Annotated in this window: 20 protein-coding genes; 4 read left to right on the top strand and 16 right to left on the bottom strand. The window is 41.9% G+C overall.

Features of this window, described 5'->3' with window-relative positions; genetic code table 11:
• Positions 1-5 precede the first annotated feature (5 nt).
• Both AAAH86_RS05315 and uvrA read right to left on the bottom strand, forming a co-directional pair.
• Positions 6-1,283: a hypothetical protein gene (locus AAAH86_RS05315; RefSeq protein ID WP_343486477.1), complete on the bottom strand. Its 1,278-nt coding sequence runs from the start codon at positions 1,281-1,283 to the stop codon at positions 6-8.
• 762 nt (positions 1,284-2,045) lie between these two features.
• Positions 2,046-4,823 carry an excinuclease ABC subunit UvrA gene (gene uvrA / locus AAAH86_RS05310; RefSeq protein ID WP_343486476.1) on the bottom strand — a complete coding sequence of 926 codons (2,778 nt, stop codon included), beginning with the start codon at positions 4,821-4,823 and terminating at the stop codon, positions 2,046-2,048.
• Between the two features lie 245 nt (positions 4,824-5,068).
• Here uvrA and AAAH86_RS05305 point away from each other — a divergent pair, with 245 nt between their 5' ends.
• A complete protein-coding gene (locus AAAH86_RS05305) occupies positions 5,069-5,650 on the top strand; it encodes a sigma-70 family RNA polymerase sigma factor (RefSeq protein ID WP_343486475.1) in 582 nt (193 codons plus the stop codon).
• Between the two features lie 246 nt (positions 5,651-5,896).
• Here the strand turns inward: AAAH86_RS05305 and nth are convergent, their stop codons facing one another.
• Positions 5,897-6,559 (bottom strand): endonuclease III, encoded by a 663-nt coding sequence (nth, locus tag AAAH86_RS05300; protein WP_343486474.1) that lies wholly within the window; start codon positions 6,557-6,559, stop codon positions 5,897-5,899.
• Positions 6,560-6,607: 48 nt separating this feature from the next.
• Between nth and bcp the strand changes: the two genes are divergently transcribed.
• Positions 6,608-7,063 (top strand): thioredoxin-dependent thiol peroxidase, encoded by a 456-nt coding sequence (gene bcp / locus AAAH86_RS05295; RefSeq protein ID WP_343486473.1) that lies wholly within the window; start codon positions 6,608-6,610, stop codon positions 7,061-7,063.
• Positions 7,064-7,207: 144 nt separating this feature from the next.
• Here the strand turns inward: bcp and AAAH86_RS05290 are convergent, their stop codons facing one another.
• Positions 7,208-7,750 carry a DinB family protein gene (locus tag AAAH86_RS05290; protein ID WP_343486472.1) on the bottom strand — a complete coding sequence of 181 codons (543 nt, stop codon included), beginning with the start codon at positions 7,748-7,750 and terminating at the stop codon, positions 7,208-7,210.
• Between the two features lie 175 nt (positions 7,751-7,925).
• On the bottom strand, positions 7,926-9,452 hold the full coding sequence (locus AAAH86_RS05285) for a TonB-dependent receptor (protein ID WP_343486471.1): 1,527 nt from the start codon (positions 9,450-9,452) through the stop codon (positions 7,926-7,928).
• A gap of 200 nt (positions 9,453-9,652) precedes the next feature.
• On the opposite strand from AAAH86_RS05285, the gene AAAH86_RS05280 reads away from it, so the two are divergent.
• Positions 9,653-10,429, top strand: a complete 777-nt coding sequence (locus tag AAAH86_RS05280) for an MBL fold metallo-hydrolase (RefSeq protein WP_343486470.1) — start codon at positions 9,653-9,655, stop codon at positions 10,427-10,429.
• On the top strand, positions 10,430-10,924 hold the full coding sequence (locus tag AAAH86_RS05275) for a hydrolase (protein WP_343486469.1): 495 nt from the start codon (positions 10,430-10,432) through the stop codon (positions 10,922-10,924).
• 212 nt (positions 10,925-11,136) lie between these two features.
• On the opposite strand, the gene AAAH86_RS05270 is transcribed toward AAAH86_RS05275, so the two are convergent.
• The 11 genes from AAAH86_RS05270 to AAAH86_RS05220 form a co-directional block, all read right to left on the bottom strand.
• A complete protein-coding gene (locus tag AAAH86_RS05270; protein ID WP_343486468.1) occupies positions 11,137-11,793 on the bottom strand; it encodes an alpha/beta fold hydrolase in 657 nt (218 codons plus the stop codon).
• A gap of 111 nt (positions 11,794-11,904) precedes the next feature.
• Positions 11,905-12,228: a hypothetical protein gene (locus AAAH86_RS05265; RefSeq protein WP_343486467.1), complete on the bottom strand. Its 324-nt coding sequence runs from the start codon at positions 12,226-12,228 to the stop codon at positions 11,905-11,907.
• Positions 12,228-13,481 (bottom strand): dihydroorotase, encoded by a 1,254-nt coding sequence (locus AAAH86_RS05260; protein WP_343486466.1) that lies wholly within the window; start codon positions 13,479-13,481, stop codon positions 12,228-12,230. The genes AAAH86_RS05265 and AAAH86_RS05260 overlap by 1 nt, the downstream gene beginning before the upstream one ends.
• Positions 13,478-15,379 carry a BatA domain-containing protein gene (locus AAAH86_RS05255; protein ID WP_343486465.1) on the bottom strand — a complete coding sequence of 634 codons (1,902 nt, stop codon included), beginning with the start codon at positions 15,377-15,379 and terminating at the stop codon, positions 13,478-13,480. Before AAAH86_RS05255 ends, AAAH86_RS05260 begins: the two co-directional genes overlap by 4 nt.
• Positions 15,380-15,530: 151 nt before the next feature.
• Positions 15,531-16,538, bottom strand: a complete 1,008-nt coding sequence (locus tag AAAH86_RS05250) for a glycosyltransferase family 2 protein (RefSeq protein ID WP_343486464.1) — start codon at positions 16,536-16,538, stop codon at positions 15,531-15,533.
• Positions 16,539-16,609: 71 nt separating this feature from the next.
• Positions 16,610-17,542, bottom strand: a complete 933-nt coding sequence (locus AAAH86_RS05245; protein ID WP_343486463.1) for a PhnD/SsuA/transferrin family substrate-binding protein — start codon at positions 17,540-17,542, stop codon at positions 16,610-16,612.
• Positions 17,539-18,117, bottom strand: coding sequence for a YceI family protein (locus tag AAAH86_RS05240; RefSeq protein WP_343486462.1), 579 nt, complete (start codon positions 18,115-18,117; stop codon positions 17,539-17,541). Before AAAH86_RS05240 ends, AAAH86_RS05245 begins: the two co-directional genes overlap by 4 nt.
• A complete protein-coding gene (locus tag AAAH86_RS05235; RefSeq protein WP_343486461.1) occupies positions 18,110-18,664 on the bottom strand; it encodes a GNAT family N-acetyltransferase in 555 nt (184 codons plus the stop codon). The genes AAAH86_RS05240 and AAAH86_RS05235 overlap by 8 nt, the downstream gene beginning before the upstream one ends.
• Positions 18,665-18,671: 7 nt before the next feature.
• Positions 18,672-20,054, bottom strand: coding sequence for a sodium-dependent transporter (locus AAAH86_RS05230; protein WP_343486460.1), 1,383 nt, complete (start codon positions 20,052-20,054; stop codon positions 18,672-18,674).
• A 12-nt stretch (positions 20,055-20,066) separates the two neighbouring features.
• Positions 20,067-20,843 carry a sterol desaturase family protein gene (locus AAAH86_RS05225; protein ID WP_343486459.1) on the bottom strand — a complete coding sequence of 259 codons (777 nt, stop codon included), beginning with the start codon at positions 20,841-20,843 and terminating at the stop codon, positions 20,067-20,069.
• Positions 20,844-21,151: 308 nt separating this feature from the next.
• A complete protein-coding gene (locus AAAH86_RS05220) occupies positions 21,152-22,819 on the bottom strand; it encodes a tetratricopeptide repeat protein (RefSeq protein WP_343486458.1) in 1,668 nt (555 codons plus the stop codon).
• Between the last annotated feature and the right edge of the window lie 35 nt (positions 22,820-22,854).

The raw sequence follows: 22,854 nt of genomic DNA, 5'->3' as shown, positions 1-22,854 counted from the left end.
TAATATTATCTGTTCACTCTAGAACTTCTGCTTCTTGAGCTTCTAGAGCTTCTAGAGCTCGTTGCATTTCTACTACTTCTTGAGGTACTGCTTCTACTCACGGTACTTCTTTTGCTCGGCGAAGAACTCCTACTGACGCTACTGCGCTTTGGGGCACTTCTTTTTACAGTAGACGACCTCTGTACGCTCCTTTTGTTGCTCACTACAGAACGATTGGTTCTGGCTTGAGGCTTTCTATAGGTCTTAGAGCGCTGGGTCACCGTTCTTTTACCTGGTGAACGTGTCACCTCTTTTTTAGTGACCGTCGTTCTTCGAGGCGTTTTGGTCACACTGCGTTGGGTGACTGTATTACCTCGGCTTGATCTATTTACCGAACTGCTTCTTCTGCTGACGGTATTGCCATCTCCTCTACGGACATTGCTTCGCTTCACCGATTTGTTACGGTCAACGGCCACACGGTTTCTGTTGGCGCGTAATCCATCACGGTTTGACCTAGAGACCGTTCTTCTTTCGGTCACTGCATTGCGACTGGTATAGTCCCTATTGCTGCGGCCACGGTTTTGGCGTACGGCAACCCTATTGTCGTTGCGATAGATTTTCGACCTTCGCGAATGATTGCGGTAGCTGTAGCCATTGTCATAGCGGCTGTATCTTCTACCGAAATCGTATATCGGCCTCCTGAAATTATTTCGATAGGGTCTGTACCAGGTATATCGAACAGGAGTATAAAATCTTCTGTAAGGGGTATTCCAAACGGTACAGAAACCAACTGCTGGGCGTGCAAACCACCTGTGAAATGGTCGGTACACATAGAATCTATTCCATCTGTTGATGAATCCTGTATAGTGGCTGAAAACAGCACCGTTCCAGAATACGTTCAATCCACCCAGACGTCGTACGCGACCGTTACGGTACCAGACATCTACACTACCAATCAGTGATACACGACCATAGAAGTCGTAAAATATGGGTACGTTCTCAACTTGGATCACCGCACCATAATCATCATACTGTACGAAAGGGTTGTAGTTAAAGCCAGAATTGAAGGTAACACCTACATTACCGATTCGAGCCCCAACCCCAACGTTCACTTGATTGTCAATATAAAAATCAAATTCACCATCGGGATATACAGAGAAGGTCACTCCGTTTTCAACAAAGATGAAGGAGTTGCCATAGCCCCGTACATAGTTGGGAACCAACCTGTCTTCGCTACGCTCAGCTGCTTGGGCCCCAAAGGCCGTCAAGAACAGCACTGCTAAAATGGGTACAAACTTTTTCATAATATTGGATTTAAGGTTCCGAATGCAACTATTTACATCCCACCCACATAGTATCAAGCAGCGTGCCAAAGTTGGCTTATGATTATTAAGTTATTGATTATCATTATATTAAAATAACATGGTAAGCTCCCCTCCTTGAGAGGGGTAATTCCGATAATTATCGGAATTGGGGTGGGTTTTGTCAACCCCTTCCGACCCCGACAGTATCGTCGGGGCCACCTTTCCCTAGCTATGGAAAGGAGCTAAAATTGTCCCCGTGCGCATGTTACTCTGAGCATGTCATGCTGAGCGCAGTCGAAGCACAGTCGAAAGAGAGAAATTTAACCATTCATCAGAGTTTGTGTAGCTTGGGGGTCTTATATTTTTTCTTCAACTTCGTTGACGAGAGAACATCGTGTAACCCCTTTTCTGTTCCAAATAGATAAGATAAAGGGTCTATTGGTATTAGCCTGATTAACGACCTCTTCAGTATCATTAAAAAACTTGCCCTGTCATCATTTTTGCTGACCACATAGGTGCTTGTTACCATTTTACCAAGGGTTTGCCCAAGTACTGATTCTAAAATCAGGTAGTAAAAAAAGAACAATAGGTAGAAGATTAGGATTTTAACTTGTGAGGAATCAATGAAAAAAGCAATCAAAATCCACACCAAGAAAATTGCAAAATAATCTATGAGGTAGTTGGTGAGTCGTGTGCTTTTATCAATTTTCTTCACGTATTATTGAATTCTTTCGGCCTGCCTAAATTTTACGAAATAGCACTCTATATTTTCTCTTTCAAATACCTTGCTGTGTGCGACTCCTTACTCTGCATCACCTCTTCAGGAGTACCCTCAGCCACTAAATGCCCGCCGTTTTCACCACCCTCAGGGCCAAGGTCAATGATATAGTCGGCACATTTAATCAATTCAATGTTATGCTCGATGACCACAATACTGTGCCCTTTTGCAATGAGTTCGTCAAAAGACTTCAACAGTTTTTTGATGTCGTGAAAATGGAGTCCCGTCGTGGGTTCGTCAAAGATGAACAAGGTTTTGTCGGCATTGCTGCCCTTGACCAAAAACGAAGCGAGCTTGATGCGCTGTGCTTCACCGCCCGACAGCGTAGAGGAGCTTTGGCCCAAGGTTACATAGCCCAAACCTACATCTTGCAACGGTTTTAACTTTTGTACCACTTTCTTTTGTTCGTGTTTCTCAAAATGGGCAATGGCATCGTCAATGGTCAAGTTCAGAATGTCATTGATGTTCTTGCCTTCAAACTGTACCTCGAGCACCTCTTTTTTAAAGCGCTTGCCCTCACAGACATCACATTCGAGATGTACATCGGCCATAAATTGCATTTCTACCGTGATTTCACCTTCGCCCTTACATTTTTCACAACGACCACCATCGACATTAAAGGAGAAATGCTTCGCCTGATAATTTCGAATCTTGCTCAGTTTCTGTGAGGCAAACAAAGCCCGAATATCGTCGTAGGCCTTGATATAGGTCACGGGATTACTGCGTGACGACCTACCGATGGGATTTTGGTCCACAAACTCCACTTGCTTTATCTGCGAATATTTACCTTCGATTTTGGTGAATTGCCCAGCTTTTTCACCATACCCACCGATTTCTTTGAGCAGTGCAGGGTAGAGTATTTTTTTGACCAAGGTGCTCTTGCCACTCCCTGAAACTCCGGTCACTACCGTCAGCATGTTCAATGGAAAGGTAGCATTGATATTTTTTAGGTTGTTCTCCCGGGCTCCGACAATTTGAATGTAATTTTTAGAGTTGCGTCGTTCTGAGGGAACTTCTATTTCCATCGAGCCATTCAAATATGATGCAGTGAGCGTTTCAGTTTTCAAAATGGAATCCAAAGTCCCCGTAGCGACCACTTCACCGCCCAAGGTACCGGCTTCTGGACCAATATCAATGACTTCATCTGCCGCCTTCATGATATCCTCATCGTGTTCGACCACGATGACCGTATTGCCCAAATCACGCAGGGATTTCAAAACGGAAATCAAATTTTCGGTGTCTTTGGGGTGCAGGCCTATGCTGGGTTCATCCAAAATATACATAGAACCGACCAAACTGCTTCCCAAAGAAGTAGCCAGATTGATGCGTTGGCTCTCACCGCCCGAAAGTGTATTTGATTTTCGGTTGAGGGTGAGGTAGCTCAATCCAACCTTGTCGAGAAAATCCAGTCGTGTGGTGATTTCTTTCATCAACCTTTTGGCGATGGTCTGGTCGTGTTCCGAAAGTTGGAGTTCCTCGAAAAAGGGCACCAACTTTTTGATGGGCAGTTCAATCAAATCTGAGATGGAGCTGCCATCGATTTTCACATAATTGGCTTCCTTTCGTAAACGCTTTCCACCACATACCGAACATTTCGTCTTGCCCCGATAGCGTGAAAGCATCACCCGGTTCTGTATCTTATAGCTCTTTTCCTCCAGCATTGAAAAGAATTCATGAAGCCCGGTGAAATGCTGGTTGCCGTTCCACACCAATTGTTTTTGCTCTTCGGATAGCTCAAACCACGGTTTATGGATAGGGAAATCAAATTTGTAGGCTGAATTCACCAATTGGTCGCGGTACCACGACATGCTCTCGCCCCGCCATGGAAACACTGCATTTTCATAAATCGAAAGTGCCGTATTGGGTACCACCAAATCGGGGTCGATGCCGATGACATCTCCGTAGCCCTCACATTTGGGGCAGGCCCCATACGGATTGTTAAAGCTGAACAGGTGTACATTGGGCTCTAAAAACTTCATGCCATCGAGTTCAAATTGGTTGCTGAAGGTTTGCAGCTTCCCACTTTCCAATACTTCAACTGCGCATCGGCCCTTGCCCTCAAAAAAAGCATTGTCAATGGCATTGGCAAGGCGATTTCTGAAATCCTCATCATCCTTGACGACAATCCTATCCACCACCAAATCAAACTCCCGACCAATATCATCAGGAACTTGGTCAATCCGCATGACCTTTCCATCATATTTTATTCGTGCGTACCCCTGTTTGGAAAACAATTGCAGCGATTTCAATACTTCCCGCTCTGGCGGAATCACTATCGGGGCCAATAACAAGAGCTTGGTGCCCTCCTCAAAACTGACCACATGGCGAACCACATCGGTGACAGTGTGTTTTTTGACTTCCTTTCCTGAAATGGGGGAGATGGTCTTGCCTATTCTTGCAAACAATAATTTGAGATAGTCATAAATCTCGGTGGTCGTGCCGACAGTTGAACGTGGATTCGTAGAATTTACCTTCTGTTCAATGGCAATGGCCGGGGCAATACCTTTTATATAGTCCACCTTGGGTTTATCCAACTTGCCCAAAAATTGACGTGCGTACGACGATAGGCTTTCCACATAACGGCGTTGGCCTTCAGCATACAACGTATCAAAAGCCAAACTTGACTTGCCCGAACCTGAAAGCCCGGTGATGACCACCAGCTTGTTTCGGGGTATTACGACGTCAATATTTTTGAGATTGTGCAGTTTGGCACCTTTTATGATGATACTCTGCTTGGGGTCAATATCTTTCAATGCAATCATTTAGCGAAATTATGAAATCAGAGAGGCTCATTTGCACTTAATCATGAGATTATTAACTTTGACATCTAAAATAACGCAACTCACAACATAAGTTTCATTACAAACACTTCATCATCCTATATTTGAAGTGTAATTAAAATCTGAATAGGCCTATACAGTATAATTACTTTTTAAGATTAAACTAATAGCTCCAAAGCCTTTCTTGTAAAGGGAAGGTATGTGATTTAACCAAAAAAGTAATTTGTATGGAACTACAGATAGACGACTCGGTACTTGTCAGAAATTATATTGACGGAGACGAAAAAGCCCTCGAAACCTTAATCAACCGCCACAACCAAAGAATTTCAAGTTTTATCTATTCAAAGGTCTTGGATAGGGATATCACGGAAGACATCTTTCAAGATACGTTCATCAAAGTGATAAAAACCTTAAAAAGAGGTTCTTATAGCGAAGAAGGCAAATTTTTGCCTTGGGTCATGCGTATCGCCCACAACCTTATCATTGACCACTTTCGTAAGAACAAGCGTATGCCCAAATTTGAAGGCAGTGATGATTTCAACATTTTCTCGGTCATCAAAGATGATAAATTGAATGCTGAAAAACAGTTGATAAAAGACCAGATCGATAGCGACCTATCCATTTTGATAGAAGAACTGCCCGATGACCAAAGAGAGGTTTTAATGATGCGTATCTACAAAGACATGAGCTTTAAAGAAATTGCAGAAAACACTGGTGTCAGTATCAACACGGCTTTAGGAAGGATGCGCTACGCACTGATCAACCTCAGAAAGATTGTCAACAAGCACAATATCGTTTTAACGAATTAATCGGCAGCTGGTCGAACGAAACAATATTTCCATTTTGGTGGCGTTATTGATATATAACTATAACGCTGAAATATGGAAGGAATTTACTCTGAAGAACGACAAAAATGTAAAATCGTAAAAGCAAGGCCCGAAACGGTCAAGTTTTTATTGGGATTTTCAAAATCATTACAAATTACTGATTATCAAGATATTAAATTCGAGTCAATTTTGAATTAATATCCGGAAAGAACAATATAAAAGCCGCTTTTAGCGGCTTTTTTTATGTTTGTACCACTCGTTGATGACCGATTTTCTGCCGATGGTCTTCGTGATGATGTCGTTCTCAAAATCCCAACCACGTGCGGGAGAATATTCCCGTCCGTACCAAATAATTTGAAGATGCAATCGATTCCACAGTTCTTTTGGAAACAATCGTTTGGCATCTTTTTCGGTCTGCACCACATTTTTCCCGTTTGAAAATCCCCAACGGTACATCAATCGGTGGATGTGGGTATCCACAGGAAAAGCAGGAATGCCAAAAGCTTGAGAAACCACCACGCTGGCCGTTTTGTGGCCCACGGAAGGTAGTTCTTCCAACAAATCAATATCCTGTGGCACTTTTCCATCGTATTTTTCAATCAAGATTTTTGATAGACCATAGATGCCTTTGGATTTCATGGGCGAAAGCCCGACAGGTTTGATGATTTCACGGATTTCATCCACCGAAAGTTTGACCATATCAAACGGATTATCGGCCCGTTCAAAAAGCAAAGGGGTAATCTGATTGACCCGTACATCGGTACTTTGGGCAGAAAGTAAAACGGCAATAAGTAACGTATATGGATCTTTATGCTCCAATGGTACCGGAATAGTGGGATAAATCTCATTCAAAGTGTTGATTACAAAAGTTACTTTTTCTGATTTGGTCATATTTTGTTTAACTTTGAATAAAAATAATTAAACACTATAAAAACTACGATGAATACATTAAAAGAAGGAGCAAAAGTACCTGATTTTTCGGCAAAAGACCAAGACGGCAACACCATTAACCTCTCAGATTACAAAGGCAAAAAATTGGTCGTTTTTTTCTATCCTCGTGCCAATACACCCACATGTACCACAGAGGCCTGTAACCTTCGTGACCATTACAAAGAACTTCAAGATTCTGGTTATGAGATTCTTGGCGTAAGTGAAGATTCACAGCGCAAACAATCGAACTTTAAAAAGAAATTTGATTTTCCGTATCCCCTACTGGCCGATGAAGACCATACGGTGATTGAGGCGTTTGGGGTTTGGGGACCAAAAAAGTTTATGGGCCGTGAGTTTGACGGTATTCACAGAACCACCTTTGTCATTGATGAAAATGGCGTTGTTGAGCGGGTAATCGATAAGGTAAAGGCCAAAGAACACGCAGCACAGATTTTGGAAGGGTGATTTGTTCGATGCCCGATGCTAGGTGCTCGATGTTTGAAAATTATTTTTCTGTTGAGCATCCAGCATCCAGCTATTGCTCTAACTTTTGTTTCCTAGATATTTCCTTTCCAACAAAAACTTTTTTCTTCATTGTTTCGGGAATACTTATTTAGGAATCCTTTTTTTGATGTGCGAGATTTGACCCATGTGAACGGCTTGGTGTTCCATAACGTGGTACCAGGCCCAATGGTGGCTTACTTCACCATCGGGTGTTTCAGCGAACCATTTATCGTCTTTTTGTTTCAATCCTGATAAGGTTTTACTTCTGACCTCATCCCATATATCCAAGTAATGCGTTATGGGCTTACCCTTGATTTTCTCTCTGGATGCAATGCCCAAACCGGCTCCGAGCATCCATTTTTCTTCTTCCTCTTTGTTAAATGAGCGATTTTCGAGACTTTCTATCTGATAATAGGCTTCCGTAGAGGCCAAGTGTAAAATCAATGCCCCAATACTGTTAGCATCCTCATCAATGAGATAGTCTATTTGTTCGGTACCCATATCTTGCACCATCTGTGTTATACGACCTTTTAGCTCTTCGAGCATATATACCATGTTTCCTATTTCTAAAGTGTATCCCTCTGGCGGCTCCACTTTATATTGTGAGTAGCTAAATCTAAAAGAGAGTAAAAGGACTAACAGAAGCATAATTTTTTTCATTGGATAAGATTTAAGTAAGAATAACTAAAATATGCATCACAACATCAAATCCATCTTAAGAAAAATCTAAATTGTACTATTGGAATATGTTACAAAGAAGCCTCAAAGTCGTTTGACCGAACATACGCTCGGTGGAGGTTTATAACAATTGGCAATCAGAATATTAAACTTTTTCCTTTTTTTCCTTGGCCTGGTTCTCGGGCTTTTCTTTTTTGATTTTTTTGACCTCCTCTTTTGGGGTCTCTTTTACGGGCAATTGCTTTCTGATAAAGAGATTTTTTTCTTTGATGACTTCTGAAATTCCCTCGGGCAGCATTTCTTCCCAACCGTCTTCGCCATTCATGATTTTCTTGAGCACATCCCTTGAGAAAATATGCATGATGTCAGGATCGTAGTCAATGATATCCATCACCTTGCCGTTATATTTGAAGAACTTGTAGAGCTCTTTCATACGGGGGTGCACCTTTACATTGTTGCTCGTCAAAATCTGCCCAGTTTCTGGGTCTTTCATTGGGTAGAGGTAGACCTTTAAATCTTTGAAAAAGAGCTTTCCAAAGGCCTCTAAGATGCCGCCACTTAGGTGGCGGTAATATTTTTCGTCGAATACATCGATCAAATTGTTGATGCCCATGGTGAGGCCAATCCTGTTTTTGGTGTAGTTGTTGAAATATTCGACCAGCTTATAATATTCCTGAAATTTGGAAATCATCACAAAATGCCCTAACGAGCATAGCAATTCGGCCCGATCCATAAAATCACGCTCATCAATCTCACCCGAGGCCCGAAGGTTTGATAATGTTATCTCAAAGATGACGATGGTGTTGTCATAGTCGACGGTCTGCTCACGGATGAAGATGTCGTACGATTTCTGGAACATGTCCATATTCACCTTGGTCACCGGGCGAAAACTTCCGCGAAGTGCCAGAATGTTCTTTTTGTACAATACAGATGCTGGTAAAAGATTGTTGCCGTCTGGCCCGAACATCACGGCATCGGTCATGTCATTTCTAATCAGCTGTAGGCTCATCAAGCGGTTGTCAACACCTGAAAAATTAGGACCCAAAAAGTTGATCATGTCAATCTCTACGGTATCACGGTCAATATGGTCGTACAGGTATTTCAGCAATTTTTTGGGCTTGTCATGCTTGAAAAAAGCGCCGTAGACCAGGTTGACCCCCAAAATACCCAGCGTTTCTTGCTGTAACCGTGCCTCGTTTTGCTTAAAGCGTACATGCAAGATGATTTCATCGTACGCCTTCTGTTTGGGATCTAATTGAAACTTTATACCTATCCAACCGTGACCTTTGTAGCGTTTTGAAAAATCGATGGTGGCGACGGTGTTGGCATAACAGAAGAAAAGCATATCAGGACGGTTTGTCTTATCGATACGCTCTTCCATGAGGTTCATTTCATGGTCCAGCATTTTTTTCAACCGGCTCTGGGTCACATAGCGCCCGTCGTCTTCAACACCGTAAATCGCATCGCTGAAAGCTTTGTCATAGGCACTCATGGCCTTGGCAATGGTACCCGAGGCACCGCCGGCCCTGAAGAAGTGTCGCGCGGTTTCTTGACCTGCGCCGATTTCGGCGAAAGTTCCATAGATATCAGGATTCAAATTAATGCGGAGGGTTTTCGCTTTGATGGAAGGAATGTTTTCAAATTCACTTTCCTTGTCGAGAAAGGGAGCCATGCGGTCAGTTTTAACTCGATAATCGAGATTTATATGCGTTGGTCCCAATAACTCCCGATAACTATCGGGACGGGACTGTCGAAATTTTAAGCTGCTGTTGCTTTGAATGCCTCATGGGCTTGCCCCGAGGTAGTTCACTATTTACAAAGTTAAAAAGTTGCCCCACTTAATTACATAAATATGTTATAATTTTGATTTGGATGGATGAACGGTTAACGATTACCTTTTTGGGCACGGGTACCTCTCAGGGTATTCCGATTATTGGCAGCCAGCATCCTGTTTGTTTGAGTGATGACCCCAAAGACAAACGACTTCGGGTTTCGGTCTTGGTTTCATACAACTCCTTCAATTACGTCATCGACTGCGGCCCAGATTTTAGGCAGCAGCTATTGACCAACCCCATAGAAAAATTGGATGGCATTCTGTTCACCCACGAACATGCCGACCATACTGCGGGATTGGATGATATTCGACCCTTTTTCTTCCGGCAGGGCGATATTCCGATTTATGCCGATAAGCGCGTCATCAAATCCCTAAAAAAACGGTTCTATTATATTTTTGCTGATGGTGACCGTTATCCCGGGGCACCGGCGGTAAAGGTCAATAAAATCAATAAGGATGAACCCTTTGATTTGAATGGGCTTATGGTCGAACCTATCGAGGCCTTTCACAATCGATTGCCCATTTTTGGCTTCAAAATCAAGGATTTTGTATATCTCACGGATGTCAAACGGATGGAGGATGCCCAAATCGAAAAAATAAAGAATGTAAAGGTCTTGGTCGTGAATGCCCTGCGGAAAGAGCCCCACCATTCGCATTTTAACTTGGAGGAAGCACTCGATTTTGCCAAAACTGTGGACGCCGACACCACCTATTTTACCCACATCAGCCATTTGCTGGGATTTCACGAAGCAGTGGAAGCCAAGCTGCCGCCCAATGTGCACTTGGCCCATGATAATTTAAAAATCAATGTATAAATGAAACGCAATATATTTCTCTACCTTTTCGTGTTTATGGCCTTGATTGCCCTGTACCTTTTTGTGAGCTCAAATAACTATCAGAAAACACAAAACGCTAAGGTTGAACGTCTTGAAGAAAAAGTTTCAAACCTCGAAGATTCCCTGAAGGCAGAAAAGCTTCGCTTGTTGGATATGCAATATTTTTCTTTGGAGAACAATGACGATGCCCTGGCCTATTACGACCATTTGAATTTAAAAAATCCGACCCGATATATTGAAGACAAGCTCTTGGAAACCAATGAACGCAAGGGAGACAATCCCCTGATTCCCTATGAGGGTATGGAAAGTGATTTTAAAATCAACAAAATAAAAGTGTTGAACCACAAATGGATTTTGGCCGATTTTTCAGACGGTAAATATTGGGGCGATTTGGTGATCCAGTATGAGTTGAAAGACGATTTTGGAGTGGATTTTACGCTACTTGACCATTTGTTGTATGCGAGGAGTCAGTAAATGCCCCATAACTCTTTTTTACGATTTGTTACCCTTTGCATAAAAGAACAGTGAAAAAAGGAGGATTGAAACAATGAAGGTGATAATCAGTTTTGAGTAATTTATCCCATTTTTGAATATCAAGTCATAAATGGTAAGGCCCAACGCAACTCCAAATCCAGTCAAAACGGCTTTTTTGCTAAAAAACTATGTCACCTATACTAATTTTAGTGTTACATCCGTTCCTCCAACCAGCTTTTAAATGAATAAAAATTCTGTGGCGAAACGCCATGCCCTATGGGAAATTCCTCGTATTTGTGGGCAATACCTAAATTCTTAAGAAAATTAGGGGTCCTTTGGGCCCATTCCAACGGAATGACCTGATCTACCTGTCCATGGGAGGCATAGATGTTCAACCTAGAAAAATCATTGTTTTCATAGCCATCCACCAAAATGGCTTCGTTAATGTAGCCGCTCAGCGCAACAACATTCTTGATTTTTTGAGGGTATGAGAGTGCCACCGCATAGCTCAATACCGTACCTTGGCTAAAGCCGATCAACGTCACATTGGTTGAGTCTGCACCATAGACTTCAATGGCCTCGTCGATAAAAGCCACAATTTTTTCACGTGACTCAATGGCCTGTTTGTCATCGCTCCATTTTCCATGGGCTGCATCAAAATTGATGGCATACCAGGCATGACCGAACATTTCAAGATTATGTGGGGCACGGGCCGAAATGACCAACAATTCTTCGGGCAGCTCAGAGGCGAATGAAAAAAGGTCTTCTTCATTACTGCCATAACCGTGAAGCAGCAATGCCAAAGGCGGATTTTCTTTCTGGCTTGAAGGCCGTACAAGATGTTCTAAAGGGAGTGGGGCGGGGGACATATTTTAATTATGAGTTACGAGTTATCAGTTTAGAGTTACCAGTTCAGAGTTATGGTTTTTTTTAAGAATTAAAAAAAGTCTAAAATCTCAAGTCTACTGTCTAATATCTATTTATGAAATAAAAGTAAACCATTTTTGAAAATAGCTTCCCAGTATCGGCAATGCTATTTTTTGATTTTTAGAGGCTAGAAATAATCCATAAACAAGCAAAAGCAGGTAGCAAAGCGTCAATATTTGCCATGCCAAAAAGAAGTCATAACTGCTGAAGACAAAGGCTATGGCATGAAAAATCAGGTGAATTCCGAAGGCCTGTCGCATATGGAATCTTGCAAACGCATGCTTTGGTTCTAGATTCATGGTGATGGCAATCAAACAGCCCACGATGGTACAATAGGCAATAATGGCTGTGGTTTTTCCTTCTACCCTTTCTGCCATTATTCTTGAAGTATGCCATTGTTGATGACTCCGTAGACGCTACCTTTTAACGGAGCACCCAAAAACATGCTATTTTTTGAGGTAGAGCGAAGGTCTTCTTCAGAAAGTGTTTTTTCAACATCTGGATTAAACAACGTGATACTGGCTTTCTCTCCTTCTTTTAATTTGGGCACTGATATTCCAAACCGTTCACGGCCCTTTGTCAACAACGAAATGGCTTCATCTGTTGAGAAGAGCTGGTTGAGAATACCGAAAGCACTTTCAAGACCAAGGGTGCCGTAAGCTGCATTGTCAAACTCAACACGTTTGTGCTCAATATCCATCGGCGTATGGTCGGTAGTCACAAAATCGATGGTACCATCTTTAAGTCCTTTTAACAGGGCCTTTTGATCATTTTTGCTGCGTAGTGGTGGAATCACCTTAAAATTGGGGTCGAAATCAGCCAAAACGTCGTCGGTAAAGAACAGGTTGTGCAACGCGACACTGCAGGTGACATCCAATCCCTTTTTCTTGGCGTCGACAATCAGCTTGACCGATTTAGCGGAGGAAATCGTCGGAATGTGCAACTTACCTCCAGTATATTCTAGTACAAATAAATCGCTATTTATTTGAAGTTCTTCCGAAAGCGACGGAAATCCCTTCATGCCCAGTTTTGTCGATACTGGCCCCTCGTTGACATTGCCATGGGATTTGATCTGCTCATTTTGAGGGAATGAGCACACCAATCCCTCAAAATTCTGGACATATAACAGTGCAATTTTCAAAAGGTTCGGATTTGACAGCGCATGTTTAAAATCATAAAATGCTACCGCGCCGGCTTTCTGCATATCAAAAAGTTCCGCTAAATCCTGACCTTTTCCACCTACGGTCAAATTGCCAATAGGGTGCAGGTTGGTTGCAAAACCTTTGGCCCGCTCTTTCAAAAAGATGATATCTGAGCTGGTATCTGGCGTGGGATTGGTATTGGGATTCAGTAAAACATCAGTAAACCCACTGGCAGCGGCTACGTTCAGTCCATTGGCAATGGTCTCACGCTCTTCATAACCGGGTTCGCCAAAGCCCACCCCCGAATCGAACCACCCTGTTGAAACATGCAGATTGTCATAATCGATGGCCCTAACATTTTTTGGGACATCTATTTTCGCCGCTATTTTTTCTATGGTTCCCTTTGAAATCAGAATATCCCGCTTTTTGCGATGTAATGACGTGTCATCGGGTGAAAGTATGGTAGCAGACTTCAGAACAATGTTCATGCAACGAATTTTTGAATGAGAACCTCAAGTAGCGCAAAAACCAAGGCTAAAATAACAAACCATTTCCAATACGGGGTCACTTCACTCGCTACTTTCAAGCGTTCAAAAAGCGAACTAATATCCGTATCGGAATTTTCTGTCTCGGCATAGCGCAGTTCACTTTCATTTCTCGGATAGTTAAAACTTATGTTTCGGTAAACACTGTCCTTATCCTTGACTTGATAGATGCCCGCTTCGGCAACACTATCGTCAAAAAAAAGGGAAACTTTATTGGTGTAAGATTGCTGTCTTGGTATCAATTCTACATCTTCCTTTGAAAGACTTAAAATATTATCGGGCCCCAGAGATACTTCGATATCAACTGTTGCTGGCTCACTGATTCTAAAATAAGGTTCTGGACTTTGCAAACTCTGCACTGCCATATTGTAGAATGTGGGTACGATGAGCGGTGAATTTTTGAAATTCGAGTTCTCATCATCAATCGGTGCCGTAAATACATACAGTCTGTCACCGCCCGTCAAAAAAGGGGCACCACCCTGAAATGACAGTATCGGCAGCACATTGGAATTCACCGAAAAATAGTTATTCACCTCTGGGTTCTGAAAGTTTCTGATGCGTTTCTCAAAAACATTGCGGTACAACGGGTGGTCAAAGGCAATTTCAGAGATTTTTTGTGTTTCAGATATCAATTCCCCAAATTGAATTCTGGTAAAGTTTGACAATAACGAGTTATATGTGGTAACCTCACTTTTGTTGGAAGGAATAATCACCAGACTCCCCCCATCGTCATAGAAGTTCTTCAACACACGCTGCAAACTTGTGGGTATTTGAGCCAAGCCATCTAAAACGATGAGATTTTGACGGTCTATCTGGCTATAATCCAACTGATCTAGGCTTGATAGGGTTAGATTGAACTCCTCTTGTGGAAACAGCCGTCTCAGGTATTCACCATCTGAAGAAGCGATGCCCATAACGTTGATAATGTGCTTCGCATCGATATTGAAGTAGAGTGTGTTGTCGTACGATAGGCCGCCATCAACGATGAAAACACGGCCATTGATGGTTTGCCCGGTGGGAAGTGAGAAGACTGCTTCGGCATTGCCGTCTTCATTCAAATTGGCTGAGGATTTTGCAATCAGGTTTTCACCATTGTAAAGGGAAATAGGGATGTTTTCATCAGCGGAAGCTCCCGATACACGAACCGTGATCTCTGATGCAGATGAGGTGCTGTCGTCAAAAAAAAGCGAGTCAAGTGAAACATTGGTGATGGCATCGGCCTGTAATGCAACAAGATATTCTTTGATGGTTGAAACCGTATCAGGACGTATCGAACGGTTTTGAAAATCTGATAAAACAATCAATTGCTTTACCGTGGCATCATTGTTCTTGAACAAAGTGCCGGCCTTGAGCCGAACGGCATCCATGTTCAATTGATTGTGCGAATACCTTAATGCCAACAGCTCGTTTTGAACATCCTTGATAGTGGTTTCCCTAAAGGTTTTATTATTTGTGAACAGGCTAAAACTGGTTTCTTCGTCAATGCTCTTCGCCAATTCTTGAACGGCACTTTCCAGCAATGAAAATCCGTTTTTCTTGGCCTGCATACTAAAGGAATTGTCGAGGTAGATTACGGTTTCCTTCGGTGTGAGTGCCGTAGTTTCAGCTGAAAAAGGTTGTGCAAAGGCAAAGACCAGTGCGGCCAACAATCCCAATCGCGACAAAAGCAACAACCATTTTTTTAGCTGGTTGCTCTTGCGAGACTCTGATACCACTTTTTGCAGCATGGCAACGTTGGTGAACGGGGTCTTTTTAAAGCGACGTAATTGAAAAAGATGTATGAAAATGGGAATCAGGAGCAAGAGTAGGGCCCAAAGAATTTCTGGATGTTTGAACTGCATTCCCAATACGATTGGCCAAATATAGTCAATATGTTTATTGTTGAAGTGTTTGTTGTTTAGAGTTTATGAGTTTAACAGTTGTTTATGTGAATGGCTGCGATAGGCTGGGTCGGGTACAATGCACAGTCGATACCAAGCCTTTAGACTTCTTTCAGCAAAAGAAAAAATAATCATCCATCGGTTGTTGCCCCAATTTGGTGAGATATCCAACAATTTCTTTTTGTGCTTCTTCATTGGCAACGGTCACAATACTTTGCGGATTTTTAAGCGTTTCGAGAACTGAAAAATGTCGCATGGGCTGCCCATAGATTTTTTTGTCGATTTTATTGGGATTGTCGCATAGCCATGTGAAGTCAATGTTTTGGTTTAGCAGCTTTTTGGCAATGGTTTTTCCTTTAAATCCTGCGCCCCATACTACCAATGGGCGATGGGGATCGTAATCCAACTTTAAGAAATAATGCAGTTTGATATCCAAAAAATAATTCTGCGCATAGTGTTCATGGGTACGTGAGGTACGTGTGTCATAATCGCGCCACAGGTGAAGCACCTTTGAACATGGTATCACTTGTAACCTCCTCTCGTAGAACCGAAAAGTCAAATCGTAGTCCTCAGGATATCGGTCAGACCGAAAGGCACCACATTTTTCAAAATCGTCTCGATAGACAATCCAACAGGGTGAGGGAATCACGCATTCCTTGTAGATTTCTGAGTAATTCTTTCCTTTGGATGTCAACTCGTTCAACCACTTTTCATATCGGTCGTAGCCATCGCTGATACCGCGATCAGAAAAATAGTGGACCTGACCCACAGCCACATATCCTTTACCAGATTTCTGCAAGGATTCGACCATGACCTGTAGCCGATTCGGCTTCATGATATCGTCAGAGTCCATTCGGGTGATGAATTCTCCGCTGGAATGTTGGTAGGCGGTTCGTAGGGCGGGTATGATTCCGATTCCATCATTCTTGAAGACCTTGATTCGCTCGTCTTTACGGGAAAAGGATTTCGCAAACTGAAAACTCTCATCCTCAGAGTGGTCATCCACAGCCAAGACTTCCCAATCGGTATAGGTTTGATTTTGAATGGAATCTAAGCATTCCCCCAAAAAATGGGCTGTGTTTTTAAAGGGGATGAGGATACTTACAAGACGGGATTGCATAGGTCGAAATTAATCAATTGACCAAGAAGACTTACGTCGTATTGTTTTTGAAATACTTTTACTCTTAGCGACTAATATCCTACGAAAGAATTTAAGACCGCTGATAAATGGGTGCTTTTTCCATCTACTTTTCTGAAACAGTCGTAATATTTATCGGTAATCGGATAAAATTTTTCTACTTGTTTAGCTTCTGACCACCCTTCCTTGATTGACTTAAATGTTTCAGGTCCGGTTTCATGTAGGTTCACCAGCAGCGTGATGATCCTTTCTTTATCAAGCCCTGAAAATTCTTTGTTGACTAAAACTGGCCCCAAGGGAATCTCTTTTGACATCCAAAGCACTTTGGTCGATTGTAAAAGTGTGGAATCTTTTTGAAGCTGTTCACAGTATTCATTGCTGCCAATGGCACAGATATCGGTCTTACCAGTTTTAAGTTTTTCGAGGGTCGTTGTATGATTTCCTCCGTAGTTTACTTCTTTGAAATGTTTCTCTGGAGATTCTATACCTATTGAACTCAAAAAAAGCCGTGGTACAAGGTTACCGGATGTCGAACCTGTTGCCACAAAGGTCATCGACAACTTATCGGCATTTTTTTTCAATGAAGTTGAATCAGTAATATCTTCATTATTTGTCAAAAGAACCGTTTTATAATTGTCTACTGCATCATCCCTTACCTTGAGGGTAGCAATTGGCTGCATATTTTTGTTATCCAAAGAAAGAAGTAAATAACCCAGCGTATTAATAAATCCGATGTCAACATCGTTGGATTTGATACCATTGATGAACGATAATACATCCGGATAACTTTTTATCTCTACGCGCCGTTCCAAAATCTTTTCCAAATCGTAGGATAGTGGTTTTAAATTATCTATCCGATTGTTTGTTGAATAAGTATATGTAGCTAAAGTCAATGCATCCTCTTTATTTTTACATCCAGAAAATGCTAAAACAACCGTTACGAGTAAGTATATAACCTTGGTAATCAATTGTAATCTTTGAATCATTTGGTAGTTTTTAAAGTATGGGATATTTCCATTTCATTTTGCAGTTGATATTCGAGCTTAAAATCAACAGCTATTGTTTTGGCAATATTGCCTGCCAATAGTGGTGGAATTTTTATGTTGTAGGTTTCTACCAATGTTTCAAAACTTCCCGTCAAGGTAATGTCATTGCCTGATTTTTTGATTTTTGCCTTGATTACCAGTTGTTCCGTAACTCCATGCATGGTAAATGCCCCTTGTACCATTTTTACCTGGGTGCCTTCTACCTTAGGTTCAAAATCTAAAATTTTACCTGTAAACGTGGCTTTTGGGTATATATCAGATTCGATATAATTCTTGTTGAAATGTTCATACATCAAGGCCTTCTCAAACATAAAGGCATTCATAAGCATGCTAATTTCAATTTTAGAATTTTCTGTATCAATGGCGCTAAAGACCTGATTGTTCTGGGCCTCTATGTTCTCAACTGAGGTATATGAAAAAAAAGAAATTTGACCTTGTCTACAGATAATCTTTTGAGAGTGAAGGCTCTGTATACAAAAAGCACTCGTCAAAAAGAGAGTAAGTACTTTATTCATTTTTGAAATTTTTTTCATGGTCATGATTTATCAGGTTTTTTTTGTGCCAGCGGTATTTTGTAAAGGGAAGAGCAACACCTTCAGCAATGGGCACAAATCCTAATCGTTCATATATTTTTCCTGCCCTTTTTAGGGATGAATCGGTTTCTAGATAGCACTCTTGGTACTTCAACTCACGGGCCTTTGCCAAACAGCATTCAATCAGTTCCCAACCCATACCAAATCCTCGCCATGATTTTTTGATGTAAAACTTTTTAAGCTCACAACCGATTTGTCGATTGGTGCGTAAAGGTTGTATGCCTATGGTGCCAATGATTTTGTCATTGACGGTGAGTACCCAAAACGCAGATTTTTCTTCGTGATATGCTTCGAACATGTTGTCAAGTTCAGGGTCGCTCAGATGATGCTTGTCAGCTTTGAGCTCCCTCCAGACTTCCAAAATCAGTTTTTTTATAGGTTCATTATCTGATGGCAGTACGTGGCGAATCTTAAATTTGCCAAACCTTTTGTAATTGATGATTGGACCAGATACTTCGGTAGTGTTCATCGTGCGTCTAATAAATGGTTACACCAAAAAATTTATCCAAGACGTTCAGTATAAAGACAGCGCCAAGAATCCACGGACATAAATATGTAATGGAGAATCCCAAAAACTTGGAGATGAACCTATTGGGGTGGCCTTTTTCTCCGTTTGAAATCTCTTTAAAAAGCTTTTCCTTCCTCCATATAAAAGCGACAAAAAGCGCTATCAGAAAACCTCCCAAGGGCAAAAATGAATTGCTGGCCACATCGGAAATCAGGGTCATAAAATCAGTCGGCCCTGATGCTCCAAAATAGGTGACAAACTGAGTGAAAAACGAAGAGTAGCCATTGGATAGTAGCGACGGTATTCCCAATAGAAAAATTCCGCCAGCGACCAGCCACACCGCTTTGGGTCGTTTCATCGCTCTCTCATCGACCAGATACGAAACCGGAATCTCCAATATGGATACTGTTGAAGTCAGGGCGGCAAAGGACAACAACAAGAAAAAAAGTGTTCCAACAACAGTGCCTAATACAGTTCCCATGTCGCCAAACACTCTTGGCAATGACATAAAGACCAATCCGGCCCCACCATGGGTGTCCAATCCCTGAGAAATCACAATGGGGAACAGCATCAGCCCGGCCAAAAAGGCAATACCTACATCGAGCAATGTTATGGCAACTGCTGAACTGATGATATTATCTTCTTTGCTGACATAGCTTCCGTATGTAATCATAGCGCCCATGCCCAATGACAAGGAGAAAAAAGCGTGTCCCAAGGCATTGTAGACTACCTTTCCCGTAATTTTTGAGAAATCAGGCAGAAGGTAAAATTCCACCGCTTCGGCAGCCCCCGGTAGGGTCATTGCGTAAGCGGCCAACAGAATAATGATGAAGAACAAAATGGGCATCAGGAGTTTTGCAGCCTTTTCAACTCCTTTAGAAATGCCCTTGGAAACAATATATGCCGTGGTAGCCATAAAAATAACGGAATAGCCCCCCACTTTGATGATGTCTTTGACAAAAAGGGGAAACTGCTCGCCAATGGAAAAATTGCCCAGCAATATTTCTACCAGATAGCCAAAGCACCAACCAGCCACTACATTGTAAAAAGACAAAATCAGAATACACGAAAAAAGGCCCATTTTTCCAATGAATGACCATTTGCCATGCCCCAGAACAGTAAACGCACCCACGGGGTTTCTCTGGGTCTTTCTGCCAATGGCAATTTCAGCCACCATCAAGGGAAAGCAGAGCGTGAAGCAAAATATCAAATAGATGATTACAAAAGCCGCTCCACCGCTTTCACCCACTTCAAAGGGAAACTTCCAGATGTTTCCCAAACCGACTGCTGATCCCGCTGCCGCCGCTATAAATCCAATCTTGCTCGAAAACCCAGTCCTTGCTTCTTGCATCAAAAATGATTTCTAGTTTTCTTCCTTTGAAACATCTTTGAACAAAAGCATATCACTCACTTTAGACGACGCCCCATCGTAAAACCCTGTTTCGTGGTCATACCCTTTCGGATTCTTGAACGTTCCGAACAGAATATCAAAGAGCGATATATCAGAGTAATTATAGGCATGAATGCCTTTAGCGTGGTGTATTGCATGGGCTTCAGGTCGCTGAATAAGGTACCCGACCCATACAGAGGTCTTGATATTGCTGTGCTGAAAAATTGAAAAGAACGTAGTAATCAAAATGATCAGTGTTGTGGCCTCTGGTGTAAAACCGGCAATTACGACCAGACAGAGACTCCCCAAAAATGTAAAGCCAATCATGTCCATCGGACTGAAATAAAAGGCGCCATAGCTATCCAAACGTTCGGCACTGTGGTGCATTTGGTGAAATACCTTCCAAAGCATATTGCTGTTGTGCATGCTTCGATGCCATACATAGACCCCGAGCTCATAAACCAAGACCCCAACGACCGCACCCCAGCCCGTACCCAAAATGGTCAAATCAAAAAGTTGGTATTTGGCCAAGTAAGTGTCCCAAATCAAAGGCAGGTATGATGATAAAAAGAAAAATAGGGTAAATGCGATGAAGCCTTTTAGCTTCCAATATTTGATTTTTGGCAGTTTACGGGCGGGCAACAATGCTTCCCAAGCCATCAATACGATGTAGATACCATATACTATGTATGAAATGGGGTCAAAAACCAATTCTAATGGGGTTGGTAAATTTGATAGGATATTCTCCATCTTAAAAAAGTTTTTTATTCAACTTGAGTTTCACATTTTCTTTGCGCCATGACCAATACATTTTTAGTGTCGTACGCCTCTGCATTTTCTCTGTGAGATTGTTTTTCATCGCTTATTTTTTTGATGGGCCAAAACTAGAGCAGTTGTTCAAAGGCGTAAAGAAACCATGGTATACACCAGGTCTACAGGCTCATGACAATAGGTGGACAAAGTAAAGGAGGTGTTAATTTTAGGGGTACATCAAGTGAACATTGAAAAGCAAAAGACTGATTTTCAAAAAGATAAAAAGTATGGATTTTAAGAATTTCTTATCGCTCCAATTGCATCAAATAATCCAAAAGCTCGGTCTCGGGTGGCAGGTTGAGCTTTTTTCTGAGGCGGTAACGGGCAGTTTTTGCACTTTCAGGAGAAATTCCGAGTATGTTGGCTGTTTCTTTGATACTGAGATTCAAACGAGCCAAAGCACAGATTTTCAAATCGTTCGCACTGATCTCGGGATGCTTTTCCTTTAATCGGGAATAAAAGTTGGTGTGCACCTCTTCGAAATACCTTTTGAAATCTTCCCAATCGTTATCGACACTGGTATGTGATTTAATCTTTCTGCGAATATCAGTCAGTATTCTTGATTGCTCTTTTGGCGAAGCGTTCTGAACGGTGTTTATCTGCTCTTGAAGTTCACCAAAAAGTTCGTTTTTTCTTGCAAAATTCAGGGTATATGAGGTTAGTTCCTTGCTTTTGAAATCAAGTTTTTGCTGCAGCTCTCGTTGTTTCAATTCAGCATTTTCAAGTTCGGTCTGTGCCAATGCCTCTTTTGATCTCAACAATTCCATCTCCTTCTTTTCACGTTGCTTTTGATGTCGCAACATGAGCAAAGCAATAATGGCCAGGGCCACCAAGAGCAATGAGAGCAACACGTTCATCAATGTGCGGGTACGTTTGGTTTCTTCGAGCAGGGCTATTTCATTTTCCTTTTCTCGGAGCTCGTTGTCAAATTCAAGGGCCGCTATCTGTTTTGACTTTTCATTGTTGATAATGGAATCTTTAAGGGCAATAAACCGATCATAATAGCCCAGTGATGCTTCGAGTTGGCCTTCTTGGCGCTTTAGCAGTTTTAATTCTTTTAATGCCCCCAGTTCATATTTTCTCAGTCCTTTCCCTTTGGCTTTGTTCAAAGCAGCATTGAGATGGGCCTCTGAAAGTTCATTCTTGTTTTGCAACCGGTATAGCTTTCCCAACTGTATAAGGTTGCTTATCTGCCCATCTTCATCATTGACAGATACGCCTATTTCCATCGACTTTCGAATATGGTAGTCGCCAAGCTCCAACTCATTTTCCATCAGTGATAATATTGCCAATCGATTGTGGGCTTCAGACATTCCGTAGACATAACCGTCTTCTGAATGCATGTTCAAGGCATTGGTCAAGTGCATTTTGGCTTCTGAAAGTTTGTTTTGCTGTATCAAGACAGAACCAATCTTGGTAAACGTTGTAGCGATACGTCGGTTCAGGTTTAGTTGCGTAAACTTTTCAATCGACTGTTCATAAATCTCAAGCGCCCTTTCATACTCACCGATATCGGCATACACCATTCCAGAGTTCATCAATGCGTTGGCCGCTCCTTCTTGATTATCAATGTTCAGATATAATTCTCGAGAGCCATATAGGTTTTCAAGCGCTTTCTTTGGTTGGCCGAGGGTCCAGAATGAAACCCCCAACACCCGCTTGGCCATGGCTGCCCCTTGGGTATAGTTTATTTTTTCTGCCAAGGTCAGGGCTTGCTTGCCATATTCTGCCGAGGTTTTAGAGTTTCTGATCCAGTATTGGTATCCCAATTGGTTGAGGAGGTCAACTTTTGCTTCAGAATTTGTTGCCGTCGACTGCAGTTCAGTTTCTAGGCTATCAATGGTCTGCTGTAATTGCCCTTGTACTATAAAAGTTCCAATAAGGAAAAAAGCTATGATTTTTTGGATAGACATGATTGTATAACTGACCACAAAGATAGCCAAGTAGC

Source organism: Allomuricauda sp. d1 (genome assembly GCF_039592695.1).
GTDB lineage: Bacteria > Bacteroidota > Bacteroidia > Flavobacteriales > Flavobacteriaceae > Flagellimonas_A.
The sequence above is the reverse complement of the archived record's forward strand: the minus strand, read 5'-3'. Positions and strand labels throughout refer to the sequence as shown.